This is a genomic window from Streptomyces sp. NBC_01410, assembly GCF_045040195.1.
Classification (GTDB): Bacteria; Actinomycetota; Actinomycetes; order Streptomycetales; family Streptomycetaceae; genus Streptomyces.
Map to the genome: position 1 here is coordinate 5,705,884 of NZ_CP109530.1, position 14,950 is coordinate 5,720,833.

At 68.8% G+C, this 14,950-nt stretch carries 14 protein-coding genes; 7 read left to right on the plus strand and 7 right to left on the minus strand.

Going from position 1 to position 14,950, the window contains the following annotated elements; genetic code table 11:
- Positions 1 to 128: 128 nt before the first annotated feature.
- The 3 genes from mctP to OG741_RS26435 all read right to left on the minus strand — a co-directional run bounded on the left by mctP (position 129) and on the right by OG741_RS26435 (position 3,164).
- Entirely contained in the window at positions 129 to 1,754 is a 1,626-nt protein-coding gene (gene mctP, locus OG741_RS26425; RefSeq protein WP_405601879.1) for a monocarboxylate uptake permease MctP, read from the minus strand.
- Complete coding sequence (locus tag OG741_RS26430; RefSeq protein WP_405601881.1) at positions 1,751 to 2,014, minus strand: DUF3311 domain-containing protein; 264 nt, start codon at positions 2,012 to 2,014, stop codon at positions 1,751 to 1,753. Before OG741_RS26430 ends, mctP begins: the two co-directional genes overlap by 4 nt.
- Before the next feature lie 385 nt (positions 2,015 to 2,399).
- A complete protein-coding gene (locus OG741_RS26435; protein ID WP_324973218.1) occupies positions 2,400 to 3,164 on the minus strand; it encodes a GntR family transcriptional regulator in 765 nt (254 codons plus the stop codon).
- A gap of 285 nt (positions 3,165 to 3,449) precedes the next feature.
- Between OG741_RS26435 and OG741_RS26440 the strand changes: the two genes are divergently transcribed.
- The 6 genes from OG741_RS26440 (at position 3,450) to OG741_RS26465 (ending at position 11,164) form a co-directional block, all read left to right on the plus strand.
- Positions 3,450 to 4,733: an extracellular solute-binding protein gene (locus OG741_RS26440; protein WP_405601883.1), complete on the plus strand. Its 1,284-nt coding sequence runs from the start codon at positions 3,450 to 3,452 to the stop codon at positions 4,731 to 4,733.
- A 75-nt stretch (positions 4,734 to 4,808) separates the two neighbouring features.
- Entirely contained in the window at positions 4,809 to 5,804 is a 996-nt protein-coding gene (locus tag OG741_RS26445) for a carbohydrate ABC transporter permease (protein WP_405601885.1), read from the plus strand.
- Complete coding sequence (locus OG741_RS26450; protein ID WP_405601887.1) at positions 5,801 to 6,658, plus strand: carbohydrate ABC transporter permease; 858 nt, start codon at positions 5,801 to 5,803, stop codon at positions 6,656 to 6,658. The genes OG741_RS26445 and OG741_RS26450 overlap by 4 nt, the downstream gene beginning before the upstream one ends.
- A 10-nt stretch (positions 6,659 to 6,668) precedes the next feature.
- Positions 6,669 to 8,231, plus strand: a complete 1,563-nt coding sequence (locus tag OG741_RS26455) for a glycoside hydrolase family 3 protein (protein WP_405601889.1) — start codon at positions 6,669 to 6,671, stop codon at positions 8,229 to 8,231.
- Positions 8,232 to 8,304: 73 nt separating this feature from the next.
- The gene (locus tag OG741_RS26460; RefSeq protein WP_405601890.1) at positions 8,305 to 9,351 is read left to right on the plus strand and encodes an SIS domain-containing protein; all 1,047 of its coding nucleotides are present in this window, start codon (positions 8,305 to 8,307) and stop codon (positions 9,349 to 9,351) included.
- A 340-nt stretch (positions 9,352 to 9,691) separates the two neighbouring features.
- Positions 9,692 to 11,164: a PAS domain-containing sensor histidine kinase gene (locus OG741_RS26465; protein ID WP_266487711.1), complete on the plus strand. Its 1,473-nt coding sequence runs from the start codon at positions 9,692 to 9,694 to the stop codon at positions 11,162 to 11,164.
- A 160-nt stretch (positions 11,165 to 11,324) separates the two neighbouring features.
- Here OG741_RS26465 and OG741_RS26470 read toward each other — a convergent pair whose 3' ends face one another.
- On the minus strand, positions 11,325 to 11,582 hold the full coding sequence (locus OG741_RS26470; RefSeq protein ID WP_003953983.1) for a WhiB family transcriptional regulator: 258 nt from the start codon (positions 11,580 to 11,582) through the stop codon (positions 11,325 to 11,327).
- Between the two features lie 318 nt (positions 11,583 to 11,900).
- Entirely contained in the window at positions 11,901 to 12,869 is a 969-nt protein-coding gene (locus OG741_RS26475) for a diacylglycerol kinase family protein (RefSeq protein WP_266487242.1), read from the minus strand.
- 70 nt (positions 12,870 to 12,939) lie between these two features.
- Between OG741_RS26475 and OG741_RS26480 the strand changes: the two genes are divergently transcribed.
- Positions 12,940 to 13,359 (plus strand): hypothetical protein, encoded by a 420-nt coding sequence (locus tag OG741_RS26480; RefSeq protein ID WP_405601892.1) that lies wholly within the window; start codon positions 12,940 to 12,942, stop codon positions 13,357 to 13,359.
- Positions 13,360 to 13,386: 27 nt separating this feature from the next.
- Here the strand turns inward: OG741_RS26480 and OG741_RS26485 are convergent, their stop codons facing one another.
- Both OG741_RS26485 and OG741_RS26490 read right to left on the minus strand, forming a co-directional pair.
- Positions 13,387 to 14,328 carry an RNA polymerase sigma factor SigF gene (locus tag OG741_RS26485; protein WP_405601893.1) on the minus strand — a complete coding sequence of 314 codons (942 nt, stop codon included), beginning with the start codon at positions 14,326 to 14,328 and terminating at the stop codon, positions 13,387 to 13,389.
- On the minus strand, positions 14,325 to 14,738 hold the full coding sequence (locus OG741_RS26490) for an anti-sigma regulatory factor (protein WP_266487247.1): 414 nt from the start codon (positions 14,736 to 14,738) through the stop codon (positions 14,325 to 14,327). The genes OG741_RS26485 and OG741_RS26490 overlap by 4 nt, the downstream gene beginning before the upstream one ends.
- Positions 14,739 to 14,950: the final 212 nt, after the last annotated feature.

The following is a 14,950-nucleotide window of genomic DNA, read 5'->3' on the forward strand; positions in this document are numbered from 1 at the left end:
CCAGCCCGTCCGGCGTTTGAGGACATGCGGCCGAAGGTCGCATTCGGGTCTGGGGGCTTGCCCCCGGATCGGGAAGGGGCGGGTAGGGGAACAGCCCCGCGCAGCGGCACCCGCGCCACGTCCGACCGTCAGTGACCCGCGCCCGCCGTCGCCGACGGCAGTTCCGCCTTCACGCCCGGATCCCCCGCGTCCGCCGTGTAGTCCGACGGCGATGTCTCGTCGACGCCCTCCGGCGCCTTCAACGCCCGCAGTACGAACGTCAGCACCACCGTCACCACCACGTTCAGCACGAACGCCGTCAGACCGATGTACCCGATCTCGCCGAAGCCCGGAATCTCCGCCGACGAGCCGCCGAAGTGCTTCTGCGTCGGGCTGGCCACTCCGTACGCCGCCGCTGTGCCGTAGATCATGCCGACAGCCCAGCCCGCCAGCAGTGCCCAGCGGTGGAACCAGCGGGTGAACAGGCCGCCCACCAGCGAGGGGAAGGTCTGGAGGATCCAGATGCCGCCCAGAAGCTGGAAGTTGATGGCCACCGTCTTGTCCATCGTCAGGACGAAGGCCAGCGCGCCGACCTTCACCAGGAGGGACACCAGCTTGGAGACCTTGGTCTCCTGCGCGGGCGTCGCGTCCGGCTTGATGAAGTCCTTGTAGATGTTCCGCGTGAACAGATTCGCCGCCGCGATCGACATGATCGCCGCCGGCACCAGCGCCCCGATGCCGATCGCCGCGAAGGCGACACCGGCGAACCAGTCGGGGAACATGTTCTCGAACAGCTGCGGGATGGCCAGCTGACCGTTCTTCACCTTCACGCCCGCCGCGATCGCCATGAAGCCGAGCAGCGCCAGCAGGCCCAGCATCAGTGAGTACAGCGGCAGAATCGTGGTGTTGCGCCGGATCACGTCGCGGCTGCGCGAGGAGAGCGTCGCCGTGATCGAGTGCGGATACATGAACAGCGCAAGGGCGGACCCCAGTGCCAGCGTGGCGTAACCCCACTGGCCCGCCTCCGCCGGTGCCAGCGCGCCCCGTGGCTTGTCCGTCGCCGGGTTGATCTGCGCCAGCGCGTCGCCCGCCTTGGCGAAGATCTCGTCGAAGCCGCCGAGCTTGATCGGGATGTAGATGATCGCCACCGCGATGACGATGTAGATCAGCGTGTCCTTGACGAAGGCGATCAGCGCGGGGGCCCTCAGCCCGGAGGAGTACGTGTACGCCGCGAGCACACCGAAGGCGATCAGCAGCGGCAGGTCCTTGACGAACCAGTTCGTCGTCTCGCCGCCGCCGACGCCCATCACGTCCAGTACGGCCTGGATGCCGACCAGTTGGAGCGCGATGTACGGCATCGTCGCCAGGATGCCGGTGACGGCGACCGCCAGCGACAGGCCCTTCGAGCCCCAGCGTCCGCGGACGAAGTCCGAGGTGGTGACGTATCCGTGCTTGTGCGAGACCGACCACAGCCGCGGCAGGAAGGTGAAGATCAGCGGGTAGACCAGGATCGTGTACGGGACGGCGAAGAAGCCCGCCGCGCCCGCCGCGTAGATCGCCGCGGGGACGGCGACGAAGGTGTACGCCGTGTAGAGGTCGCCGCCGAGCAGAAACCAGGTGACCCAGGTGCCGAACGACCGGCCGCCCAGGCCCCATTCGTCGAGGCTGTCGCTCTCGGCCCTGCGCCAGCGCGCGGCCAGGAAGCCCATGACCGTGACGGCCAGGAAGAAGAAGATGAAGACGCCGAGTGCGACGCCGTTCACGCCGTCGTTCACTTCGACGCACCCCCCTTGCGGGCGCGCTGGTCGCGCTGCCACAGCGTGTAGGCGACCACGGTGAGTGCGGTGGAGATGAGCACCCAGAGCATCTGGTACCAGTAGAAGAACGGGATGCCGATGAACGTCGGCTCGGTCTTCGCGTACGAGCCGACCCAGAGCATCGCGACGAACGGCGCGAAGAGGCAGAGGGCGACGATCACGCGCACCGGCGTGATCACTGGTTGTTTCTCGTCCGTCACTTCCGTCACATCTGACATACGGCGGTTCCGTCCCCTCACGTATCACCAGTTGTAATGCGCAGGAAATCTAGGGGAGGGTTCTGACCAGCGTCACCCCCGTCCGCATATCGGTACGGCAACGACTTGGCGGTGGCGTCTCGTCAGCAGGCCGAACCCCGTGGTGGGATCCGGCCTGTTGACGGTCCGTCCGGTCCGAGCGCACCCGGCAAACCCGGCTGGCCGCCGTGTCAGTCCTGCGGCCGCTGGAGCCTGGCTACGCTGCAGTCTCCCGGGGGACAACCCCCGGACCCCCGGCAAACCCGGCTGGCCGCCGTGTCAGTCCTGCGGCCGCTGGAGCCTGGCTACGCTGCAGTCTCCCGGGGGACAACCCCCGGACCCCCGGCAAACCCGGCTGGCCGCCGTGTCAGTCCTGCGGCCGCTGGAGCCTGGCTACGAACTTGTACCGGTCGCCCCGGTACACCGAGCGCACCCACTCCACCGGCTCGCCCTGCGCGTCCAGCGAGTGGCGCGAGAGCATCAGCATCGGCAGGCCCACGTCCGTGCCGAGAAGCCCGGCCTCGCGCGGGGTGGCCAGCGAGGTCTCGATCGTCTCCTCGGCCTCGGCCAGACGGACGTCGTACACCTCCGCCAGCGCCGTGTAGAGCGAGGTGTACTTCACCAGGCTGCGGCGCAGCGCCGGGAAGCGCTTGGCCGAAAGGTGCGTCGTCTCGATCGCCATCGGCTCGCCGCTCGCGAGCCTCAGCCGCTCGATCCGCAGCACCCGCCCGCCGGTCGAGATGTCCAGCAGTCCGGCCAGCGTGTCGTCGGCCGTGACATAGCCGATGTCCAGCAGCTGCGAGGTGGGCTCGAGGCCCTGGGCCCGCATGTCCTCGGTGTACGAGGTGAGCTGGAGAGCCTGCGAGACCTTGGGCTTGGCCACGAAGGTGCCCTTGCCCTGGATGCGCTCCAGTCGGCCCTCGACGACCAGTTCCTGAAGCGCCTGGCGCACCGTGGTGCGCGAGGTGTCGAACTCGGCCGCCAGTGTGCGCTCCGGCGGCACGGGCGTGCCGGGCGGAAGCGTTTCGGTCATGTCGAGCAAGTGGCGCTTGAGCCGGTAGTACTTGGGCACGCGCGCGGTACGGGCCACTGCCCCGCCCTCGGCTTCGGTGCCGCCCCCGTCCGTGGTCATGGCCCGCCTTCCCGACTCCTGTGCTGCTGCCGTCACCGGCTCCTCCGTCTGTTGCGGCTCACATGGTGGCACGGGCACGGTCACGGGTCCTCGCCTGCCCTCAGGTGTCGGTCCGATAACGGACGCGACAGCCCTTCTTATACACCCTTGACACCCCTAAAGGTCTAGGCCAAGCTCCGGGTACTGGTCTAAACCATTAAAGACCAGGTCCCAGCCCCACGAGCAGTACTCGTCGTATGTCTTCGCGGTGGGCGGGGGGTTGCAGGCATCCCTGAGGAGGGTGACGTGAAGCGCAAGCTCATCGCGGCGGTAGGCGTCGCGGGCATGATGATCGGTCTGGCGGCCTGTGGCGATTCGGACAAGGGCGGGGACAAGGCCGGCGGCGGCGACGCCAAGGAACTGACCGTCTGGCTGACGGTCGACGCGCAGAACAACTGGCCCGATCTGGTGAAGGCCGCCGACGCGGCGGTCGTCAAGAAGCACCCGGGCATCAAGATCAAGCACGAGTACTACGGCTGGCCGGACAAGAACGCCAAGCTCGACGCCGTACTCGCCACGGACAAGGCTCCGGACGTGGTCGAGATGGGCAACACCGAGATGCTCGGCTACATGACCAAGGGCGCCTTCGCCGAGGTCGACCCGAAGAAGTTCGAGCAGTCGGACGCGTGGCTGGACGGCCTGAAGGAGTCCGTCACGTACGAGGGCAAGACCTACGGCGTGCCGTACTACGCCGGTGGCCGTGTCGGCACCTGGCGCAAGGACATCGCCGCCGAGGCCGGCGTGAAGGCCGCCCCCAAGACGTACGCGGAGCTCACCGCGGCCCTGGACAAGATCCAGGAGAAGAAGGGCGACAAGTTCAGCGCCTGGTACCAGCCGTCGCCCGACTGGTACGCCGCGATGTCCTTCGTGTACGACGCCGGCGGCTCCATCGCCAAGAAGGACGGCGACACGTGGAAGGCCAGCCTCTCCTCGCCCGAGTCCCTCAAGGGCCTCAATGAGTACAAGTCGATCCTCGACAAGTACATGCACGGCGACAAGACGAAGGACGAGGCCGACCGTCCGGTCGTCTTCGGCCAGGGCAAGTCCGCGACCATCTTCAGCGCGGCCTGGGAGGGTGGCACCGCCGCCGCCCCGGAGAACGACAAGGTCGGCAAGCTCGCCGACAAGATCGAGAACTTCGTGATGCCCGGCCCGAACGGCAAGGCCCTCCCGGTCTTCCTCGGCGGCTCCGACCTGGCCGTCCCGGTCAAGTCCAAGGCGCAGGACGTCGCGGCCGAGTGGATCAACGCCTTCACCGGCGCCCAGGGCCAGAAGGGTCTGCTCGCCAAGGGCAATCTGCCCAACAACAAGACGGACCTCGCGACCCTGAAGAACGACCCGAAGACGGTGGTCCCGGCCACCGCCGCCGAGTCCAACTGGTTCGTGCCCATGGCACCGGGCTGGGGTCAGGTCGAGAAGGCCCAGACCCTCAAGACCATGCTGCAGGAGATCGGCACCGGCAAGAAGTCGGTCGCTGACGCCGCGAAGGCCGCGGACGCCGCGATCGACAAGGTCATCAACACCAAGTGACCTGTGGGCAGGGCCCCGTCACCGCGACGGGGCCCTGCCTTTCGTACCGGGAGAGGGACTGCTGAGGAGCACGGGATGAGTGCCGCAGAGACAACCACCGCCACGGCGCCGCCGACGCGGCCGTCGCCACCACCGGGGACCGGCGCAGCCACCCCCGCGAAGCCCGGCAGAAAGCGGACCAGAGGCGGGACGGGAGTGCCCTGGCTGCTGCTCGCGCCCTGCCTGCTCATCCTGCTGCTCGTCCTCGGCTATCCGCTGGTACGGCTGGTCACCCTCTCCTTCCAGAAGTTCGGCCAGCCCCAGCTGTGGGGCTTCAAGGACCCGGAGTCGGTCGGCTTCGGCAACTTCTCCAAGATCCTCGGGGACAGCGAGTTCTGGACGGTCGTCGTACGGACCGCCGTCTTCGCCTTCAGCGCCGTGGTCCTGACCATGGTCATCGGCATGCTGGTCGCCCTGCTGCTGCAGCGTGTCTCCGGCTGGGTGAAGACCCTGGTCAACATCGCGCTGGTGGCGAGCTGGGGCATGCCGATCATCGTCGCCACCGCGATCTTCAAGTGGCTCTTCGACGCCGACTACGGCGTCCTCAACTGGCTGCTCTCCCGGCTGCCCGGCGTCGACATGATCGGCCACAACTGGTTCGCCAGCGGCCCCCAGGGCCTCGCCGTGATCATCCTGCTGGTGGTCTGGGGCGCCGTGCCCTTCGTCGTGATCACGCTCAGCGCCGGCCTCACGCAGGTGCCCAAGGAGCTCGAAGAAGCCGCCCGGCTCGACGGCGCGGGCGCCTGGGGCGTCTTCCGCTACGTCACCCTGCCGATCCTCAAGCCCATCATCGTGATGCTGACGACGCTCTCGGTGATCTGGGACATGGGCGTGTTCCCGCAGGTCTTCGTGATGCGCAACGGCCATCCCGAGGCGGAGTTCCAGCTGCTCACCACGTACTCGTACGACAAGGCGTTCGTCGTCAACGACTACGGAACCGGCTCGGCGATCGCGCTCGTCACGGTGATCCTGCTGCTCGGTGTGGTCGCGGTCTACATGCGCCAGATGCTCAAGATCGGAGAGGTGGAGTGACTTCGACCGCCGCGGCTCCCGCCGCCACCCGCCGTCCCAGGAAGAGCCGGCTCGGCTGGAATCTGCTCGGCCTCCTCGTCTTCGTCACCGCGGGCTTCCCGGTCTACTGGATGCTGAACACGGCGTTCAAGCCCGCCAAGGACGCGATCGATCCCGATCCGCACTTCTTCCCCAGCGTCTTCACGACGGACAACTTCCGCCGCGCCCTGGACATCGCCGACTTCTGGGGACCGGTCGGACGCAGTCTGACCGTCTCGCTCGTCGTGGTCGTCATCGGCATCGCGGTCGGCATGCTCGCCGCGCTCGCGATATCCCGCTTCGCCTTCCGCGGCCGCAAGATCGTGATCGTCGGCATCCTCGCGGTCCAGATGATCCCACTGGTCGCCATGATCATCCCGGTCTTCCTGCTGCTGAACGACCTCGGTCAGTACGACAGGCTCACGGGCCTGATCATCACGTACCTGACCTTCATCCTGCCCTTCACCGTGTGGACGCTGCGCGGATTCATCGTCAACATCCCCAAGGAGCTCGAGGAGGCGGCGATGGTCGACGGCTGCACCCGCACCGGCGCCTTCGTCCGCGTGGTCTTCCCGCTGCTCGCCCCGGGCATGGTGGCCACCTCGGTGTACGGCTTCATCCAGGCGTGGAACGAGTACCTGTACGCACTGATGCTGATGAGCCAGCAGAACCAGACCGCCACCGTGTGGCTGGGCAACTTCACCACCAAGAACGGCACCGAGTACGCCCCGATGATGGCGGGCGCCACGATGATGGCCATCCCCATCGTGATCCTCTTCCTCCTCGTCCAGCGCAAAATGGCCGCGGGTCTGACGGCCGGCGCAGTGAAGGGATGACGCCGTCCCCATGACAACTCTCGTACGCACAGACACCCTGACGCGCGACGCCCTCGCCGTCCTCCAGCCGGGTTTCGTCGGAACCACCGCACCCGACTGGCTGCTGCGCCGGATCGGCGAAGGCCTCTCGGCCGTCGGCCTGTTCGGCCGCAATATCCTCTTCCCGGATCAACTGGCCGCGCTCACCGCACAGTTGAGGGCCGAGCGGGACGACGTGCTCGTCGCGATCGACGAGGAGGGCGGAGACGTCACCCGCCTGGAGGTACGCACCGGCTCCTCCTTCCCCGGCAACTACGCGCTGGGCACGGTGGACGACACCGACCTCACCCGGGCTGTCGCCCGTGAACTGGGCCGCAGGCTCGCCGAATGCGGGGTCGACCTCAACTGGGCGCCGTCCGCGGACATCAACTCGAACCCGGACAATCCGGTCATCGGTGTACGGTCCTTCGGCGCCGACACCGCGCTCGCCGCCCGCCACACCGTCGCGTACATCGAAGGTCTCCAGGCCGCCGGAGTCGCCGCCTGCACCAAGCACTTCCCCGGACACGGCGACACCAACGTGGACTCGCACCACGCGCTGCCCCGGATCGATGTGGATCTCGACACGCTGCACGCCCGTGAGCTGGTGCCTTTCAGAGCGGCGATCGCGGCGGGTTCCAAAGCGGTGATGAGCGCGCATATCCTGCTTCCCGCGCTCGACCCTGATCGCCCGGCGACACTGAGCCCGCAGATCCTCACCGGTCTGCTGCGCGAAGAGCTGGGCTACCAGGGCCTGATCGTCACCGACGGCATGGAGATGCAGGCCATCTCGGCGGTGTACGGCATCGAGCGCGGCTCCGTCCTCGCGATCGCCGCGGGTGCCGACGCGATCTGTGTCGGCGGCGGCCTGGCCGACGAGGAGACCGTACTGCGACTGCGCGACGCGCTGGTCAGGGCGGTACGGGACGGCGAACTGCCCGAGGAGCGACTGGCCGACGCGGCCGCGCGGGTGCGCGCGCTCGCCGACTGGACGCGACGGGCCAGGGGGGCCGCAGCGGAGCCGGGCGCGGCTTCGGAGGAGGGGACCGCGCCCGGCACCGACACCGGACTGGCCGACACCGGACTGAGGGACATCGGTCTGGTCGCCGCGCGGCGGGCCCTGCGGGTGAGGGCGGCGGAGCCGTTCACGCCCCTCACGAGCGCCCCGTACGTCGCGGCTCTCACCCCCGTCGCGAACATCGCCGTGGGGGACGAGACTCCCTGGGGCGTGGCCGCCGAGCTGGCCGCGATCCTGCGGGCCACGACGACCGACACCTATGCCGCCGCGACGGATGTGTCGCACCTGGTGGCACAGGTGCTGGGTGCCGCGGGTGATCGTAGGATCGTCGCTGTAGTGCGCGACGTTCACCGCCACCCCTGGATGGCGGACGCCCTGGACGCCCTGATCGCGGCCCGCCCCGACACGGTCGTGGTCGAGATGGGGCTGGACCGGGCCGAGCCGAGGGGAGCCCTGCACATCGCGACCCATGGCGCCGCCCGCGTCTGCGGACGGGCCGCCGCGGAGGTCATCACCGGCAAGGGCGCCGGAGCCTGACCGACGCGGACCGCGCGGTGCCGGGCCGGACTGTCCGTCCCGGCACGGGGAAAGCCACATGGAGGCACCTCGCATGTCCGGAAAGCCGGGCGGGATCATGGCCGGTGAGATGGCGGAGCAGCCGATGGTTCTGCGGCGCATCCTGGAGCAGGGCGCGCCGAGGATCCGCGAGGTGGCGGCGGCGATCGCGGCGCGCGGCCCGCGCTTCGTGCTGCTCACCGCGCGCGGCACGTCCGACAACGCCGCGCTGTACGCGAAGTATCTGCTCGAGATCCGGCTCGGTCTGCCGTGCGGGCTGACCTCCATGTCCACGACGACGGCATACGGCGCGCGGCCCGACCTGACGGACGTTCTGGTCATCACGGTCAGCCAGTCCGGAGGCTCACCGGACCTGGTCGCCTCGACGAAGGCGGCACGCGAGGGGGGCGCGATCACGCTCGCGGTCACGAACAACCCCAACTCCCCGCTGGCGGCGGTCTCCGAGTTCCACATCGACATCCTGGCCGGTCCCGAGAAGGCGCTTCCGGCGACGAAGACGTACACGGCGTCGCTGCTCGCGCTCTATCTGTTCGTGGAGGGTCTGCGGGGCGGTGACGGCGCCGCGGCGAAGGTCCTTCCCGACCTGGCCTCGCAGGTCCTTGCCCGCCAGGACGAGGTACGGCACCTGGCCTCCCGCTACCGCTTCGCCGAGCGGATGGTGATCACGTCGCGGGGTTACGGCTACCCCACGGCGAAGGAGGCCGCGCTGAAGCTGATGGAGACGAGCTACATCCCGGCGCTCTCGTACTCCGGCGCGGACCTGCTGCACGGTCCGCTGGCGATGGTGGACAACATCTCCCCGGTCATCGCCGTGGTCACCGACGGCAAGGGCGGCGAGGCCCTCCAGCCGGTCCTGGACCGCCTCCGCGGCCGCGGCGCGGACCTCGTGGTGGTGGGCCCGGCTCCCCAGGCCGAGGCGGCCTCTGCGGGCTTCGTCCTGCCGACTGAGGGCGTCCCGGAGGAGCTCCAGCCGATTCTGGAGATCCTGCCGCTGCAACTGCTGGCGTACGAGGTGACGATCGCCAGGGGCCAGGATCCGGACGCGCCGAGGGCGCTGGCCAAGGTGACGGAGACGCACTGAAACCCGCGGGCCGCGGCGCCTGACGGGACCCTCAACCCGTCCGGCACCGCAGCCCGGAGTCGCTCCGGCCGGCAGGGTGCGGTCCCGCGCGGCCGGGTGGAGGTCTCGGCGCAGTCAGGGCAGAGAGCGCCGTGGACCTCGGTCCACCCTCCTGTGCGGGGAGGGCGGAGGTATCAGGATCCGGGGGTCGCCCTCCGGAGTCGTACAGCTTGATTCATTGTGGACTAGACCATTCTCCACTGTCCATCCACTTGCAGAGCATAGTTCTCGTCCCATCCTGCGGCACGGGCGGGCGGCTCGACCGGTTCACCCCGCGGGTACGCTCGCAGTTGTGCCCTCCATGAACGACCTCGTACGCCAGCACACAGCCCTGAGTGAATCCGACCTCGAGTGGCTCCATCTGCTGGTCTCGGAGTGGCAGCTGCTCTCCGACCTCTCCTTCGCCGACCTCGTCCTGTGGGTCCCCACGCTCGACGGCACCCGCTATGTCTCCGTGGCCCAGATGCGGCCGAACACCGGCCCCACCTCCTATCAGGACGACATGGTCGGCCATCTCGTTCCCCGCGGCCGGCGCCCGCTGCTCGACGCCGCGCTCGACGAGGGGCGGATCGTGCGCGAGGGCGACCCGGAGTGGCGCGAGGAGGTTCCGGTACGGGTCGAGTCCATCCCCGTACGCCGAGAGGGCCGCGTCCTCGGAGTCATCGCCCGCAACACGAATCTGCTGACGGTGCGGACCCCGTCCCGGCTGGAGCTCACTTACCTCCAGTCGGCGTCCGACCTCGCCCAGATGATCGCCGCGGGCTCCTTCCCCTTCCCCGGCCAGCAGGTCGACATGGACGCGTCTCCGCGCGTCGGCGACGGGCTGATCCGGCTCGACGCCGACGGCGTCGTCCAGTACGCGAGCCCCAACGGCCTCTCCGCGTACCACCGTCTCGGCCTCGCCTCCGACCTCGTCGGACACCACCTCGGCCAGACCACCGCCGAACTCGCGCCCTCCCGGGGCCCGGTCGACGAGGCCCTGGTCAAACTCGTCAGCGGATACGCGCCCCGCGAGACCGAGGTCGAGGGCAACGACGGCGTCATCCAGCTGCGCACCATCCCGCTCAAGCCCAAGGGCACCCACATCGGCTCGCTCGTACTGCTGCGCGACGTCACCGAACTGCGCCGCCGCGAGCGCGAGTTGATCACCAAGGACGCCACCATCCGGGAAATCCACCACCGGGTGAAGAACAACCTCCAGACGGTGGCCGCGCTGCTGCGGCTCCAGGCCCGGCGGATGGATTCAGTCCGTGGCCGCGAAGCGCTCAACGAGGCGGTGCGGCGCGTCGGTTCGATCGCGATCGTGCACGAGACGCTCTCCCAGAACCTGGACGAGCGCGTCGAGTTCGACGAGATCGCCGACCGGGTCATCGCGATGGTCGCCGAGATCTCCCCGGGCAAGGTCGCCTGCCGCCGTACGGGCCGCTTCGGCATTCTGGACGCCGAGGTCGCGACCCCGCTGTCGATGGTCCTGACCGAGGTGCTGCAGAACGCCCTGGAACACGCCTTCGCACAGGGGGAACACGGCTCGGTCGAGGTCGCGGCCGTACGCAGTGACCAGCGCACCGAGGGCCGGCTGCTGATCACCGTGCAGGACGACGGCTGCGGACTGCCCGAGGGCTTCGACGCGCAGCGCGCCGGGAATCTGGGCCTGCAGATCGTACGGACCCTGGTGGAAGGGGAGTTGGGCGGCGGCTTCGACATGGTGCGGGTGCCGGAGCCGGGGCGGGGCACGCGGGTCGTGCTCGACATCCCGGTCCAGGGCGACAAATAAGCGATGAGCCCCGGACCGTGGAACGGTCCGGGGCTCGAAGCTTGTGTTTGCTCACGCTGCGATTGCGATGCGCATCGGGGGCACTGCGCGCTGCGGCTCGGGGGCGGTGAGTGCGTACTCTCTGTACGCGCCGCCAGAGCTCAGGCTCGTATCAGGGGCTTCAGGCGCTGGCGTTACGCGCCCGGTTGCGAGCGGCACGGCGCTTCATAGCGCGGCGCTCGTCCTCGCTGAGGCCACCCCAGACGCCGGAGTCCTGGCCGGACTCGAGCGCCCACTGCAGGCACTGCTCCATGACGGGGCAGCGACGGCAGACGGCCTTGGCTTCCTCGATCTGCAGCAGCGCAGGACCAGTGTTGCCGATGGGGAAGAAGAGCTCGGGGTCTTCCTCGCGGCAAACGGCGTTGTGACGCCAGTCCATGGCTGCTACCTCTCCTTGGTATTACATGCAGGTTGCTTGTGAATGTGAACGCTTTCACGAATCCCCCCGCAAGGGAAGGGCCGACTGCCAGTTGCACTGGCGTGGTCCTGAGTTCTGAGGAGGGGTTCTGGCGGTCTGTGGGGCCGATGTTGCGGGCCGTCCCGATCGCCATGTAGAGATTCGCAAACCTCGGCGGCGGATACAACCCCTTCCGGAAACTTTTTTTTGATTCCTCGGTGTCGACTAGGTCACAGCCGTACTTCTATGGGGTGGAGCCCAGTCCGTACGTTCGAGATAAAGGACTTCCGGCCCTTCCGCTCACACAATCACACGCAGTGCACGGCGTACGCCTGTGAACGTCACGCTGGTGCGCAGTCCTAGGTGGTCACCGTCCATCTGGAACGGGAGCGGGACCTTTGAATGCAAGGTGAAGTCGGTCAGGTCGTGAAGAGTGACCGCGTGTTTACCGCGTGGTCCGCGCTCAGGGGTGGATGTGAGCAGCTGGGTCGCATAACGAGCCACGGCGGGAGTCGACAGCTTGGTCAGCGCGACGACGTCCAGGGCCGTGTCGAAGGAGGCCTCCGGGGAGGCGTACACCGGGCGATTGCCCAGGTAGGTCCAGGGGGTGGTGTTGCAGATTATGGACAGCACGAGATTGCTGACCGGGTCCTCGCCGGGGCGCTCGAGCGTGATCGGGCCCTGGCGACGGTGGGGCTCGTCCAGAAACTGGCGTACCACCTGGCGCATATAGAGGGCGTGCGTGGACCGCTTTCCGCGCTCCCGCTGCTGTTCGACCCTGCCGATGACGCTCGCGTCGAAACCGAGTCCGGCGCAGAAGGTGAACCAGCGGGCCGGGACGCCCTCGTCCTCCGTGCCCGGGGTGCCGGCCGCGAGCCCGAGGCCGACGGTGCGCTCCGTCTGATCACGGAGAGCGTCCAGAATCGCGCCGGTCGCCTCCACGGCGTCGTTCGGCAGCCCGAGGGCGCGCGCGAACACATTCGTCGAGCCGCCGGGGACGACGGCGAGACGGGGGAGGTGGTCGGGATCGGGGCCGTTGTGCAGCAGGCCGTTGACGACCTCGTTGACGGTGCCGTCGCCACCGAGGGCGACGACGAGCTCTATGTCGTCGGAGTCGGCGGCCCGGCGGCCGAGGTCGCGGGCGTGTCCGCGGTACTCCGTGGTGACTGCTTCCAGCTTCATCTCGCTGGCGAGGGCATGGATGAGTACGTCACGAGTGCGGGCACTGGTGGTGGTTGCTGCCGGATTGACCACGAGAAGTGCGCGCATGCGCAGCAGCGTACCCAGTGGTGTGTACCTGGCCCAGCCCAGGGCTGCGCACGGCCGCTACCCTGCTGGAATGAGCACTGACCAGACCCCCCGCCCCGCCCGCCTGACCGCCGCGGCCGCGGTGTCCGGCCTGGAAGGGCTGGTACTGGTCGCCGGCGGCGTCTACATGCTCGTACTGGGGCTGCTCGGCCGGCCGGACAGTCCCTCGCAGGCGGAGATGGGCGGGGTGACACTTGTCGCACTCGGCGCGATTCCGCTGATCGCGGCAAGGGGGCTGCTGCGCGCGCGCAGCTGGAGCCGGGGCCCGGCGATCATCACGCACCTGATGGCCCTGATCCCGGCGTGGACGCTGCTGCGCTCGTCGGGCGCGCTGATCCCGGTGGGCATCGTGCTGGCGGCGATGGCGGTGACGGGCCTGGTGCTGCTGGTGAACCCGACGACGGCCCAGGCCCTGGGAATCCGCGGCAGTGCGGGGGACGCGCAGCGGTAGCGGGCCAGGGCCCGCTACCGCGGGGCCCTACTCCTCCACGAGGAGCTTCTCCCGGAGCTGGGCCAGCGTTCTGGCCAGGAGGCGGGAGACGTGCATCTGGGAGATGCCCACCTCCTGCGCGATCTGCGACTGGGTCATGTTGCCGAAGAACCGCAGCAGCAGGATCCGCTTTTCCCGCGGCGGAAGGTCCTCCAGCAGCGGCTTCAGCGACTCCCGGTACTCCACGCCCTCCAGCGCCTCGTCCTCCGCGCCCAGCGTGTCCGCCACCGCGGGGGACTCGTCGTCCGTGTCGGGGACGTCCAGGGACAGCGTGGAGTACGCGTTCGCGGACTCCAGGCCCTCCAGGACCTCCTCCTCCGAGATGCCCAGGCGTTCGGCCAGTTCGTGGACCGTGGGGGAGCGGCCGTGCTGCTGGGACAGTTCCGCCGTCGCCGTCGTCAGGGCGAGCCGCAGTTCCTGGAGGCGACGCGGAACCCGCACCGCCCACCCCTTGTCGCGGAAGTGGCGCTTGATCTCGCCGACCACCGTCGGGGTCGCGTACGTCGAGAACTCGACACCGCGCTCCGGGTCGAACCGGTCCACCGACTTGATCAGGCCGATCGTCGCGACCTGCGTCAGATCGTCCAGCGGCTCGCCGCGATTGCGGAAGCGCCGGGCCAGGTGCTCGACCAGCGGCAGATGCATCCGCACCAGCTGGTTGCGCAGCTCCGCCCGCTCCGGTGAGCCGTCGGGCAGCTTGCGCAGCTCGATGAACATCGCCCGCGCCCCGCTGCGGTCATGTGGATCGTGGTGCTGCTGCTCGTTCACGTGCTCGCTCATACGGTCCGCCTGCCCTGCCTGCGCCTGCGCCTGCTCCGCCGCGGCCGTCTGGCCGTCCAGCCCGTCCTCCGGGTGCGGCCGCGCCTGCTGCTCCGGGAAGCCCGTCACCGCGGGTGGCTCCTTCCGCACCGGACCGTCCCCGTCCCTCACGCCGGACCGGGTCCCGCGCCGCGCTGTTTGTACAGGCTGATGGTGACCGTACGGTCGTCGGCGACCGATGAGTCGACCTTGCCCGCCAGTGCGGAGAGCACCGTCCAGGCGAAGGTGTCGCGCTCCGGCGCGCGCCCGTCGGTCGTCGGTGCCGAGACCGTGACCTCGAGCGAGTCGTCGACGAGCCGGAACACGCAGCTGAGGACGGAACCGGGAACGGCCTGCTGGAGCAGGATCGCGCACGCCTCGTCGACCGCGATCCGAAGGTCCTCGATCTCGTCGAGGGTGAAGTCCAAGCGCGCCGCGAGACCGGCCGTGGCCGTACGCAGCACGGACAGGTAGGCACCCGCAGCGGGCAGCCGGACTTCCACGAAGTCCTGAGTCCCGGGCTCGCCTGCGATCTGGGACACCCTCACCTCCAAGGTGGCACAAGCTCAAACGGGGCTACGGGAGGGGAGATCCCGAAGCCGTCGCTACGTTTCGTACGTAGCCGGTAGTGGCCCGGCGACGCTATCGCGATCCATGGTGCCCTGTCGCCGGGACCCCCAGTCGATGGCTGTCACTCATGGTAAGCACATGAGTACGCACAGTGGCTAGAGGTCTGCGCGGTCCAATTGCGAGG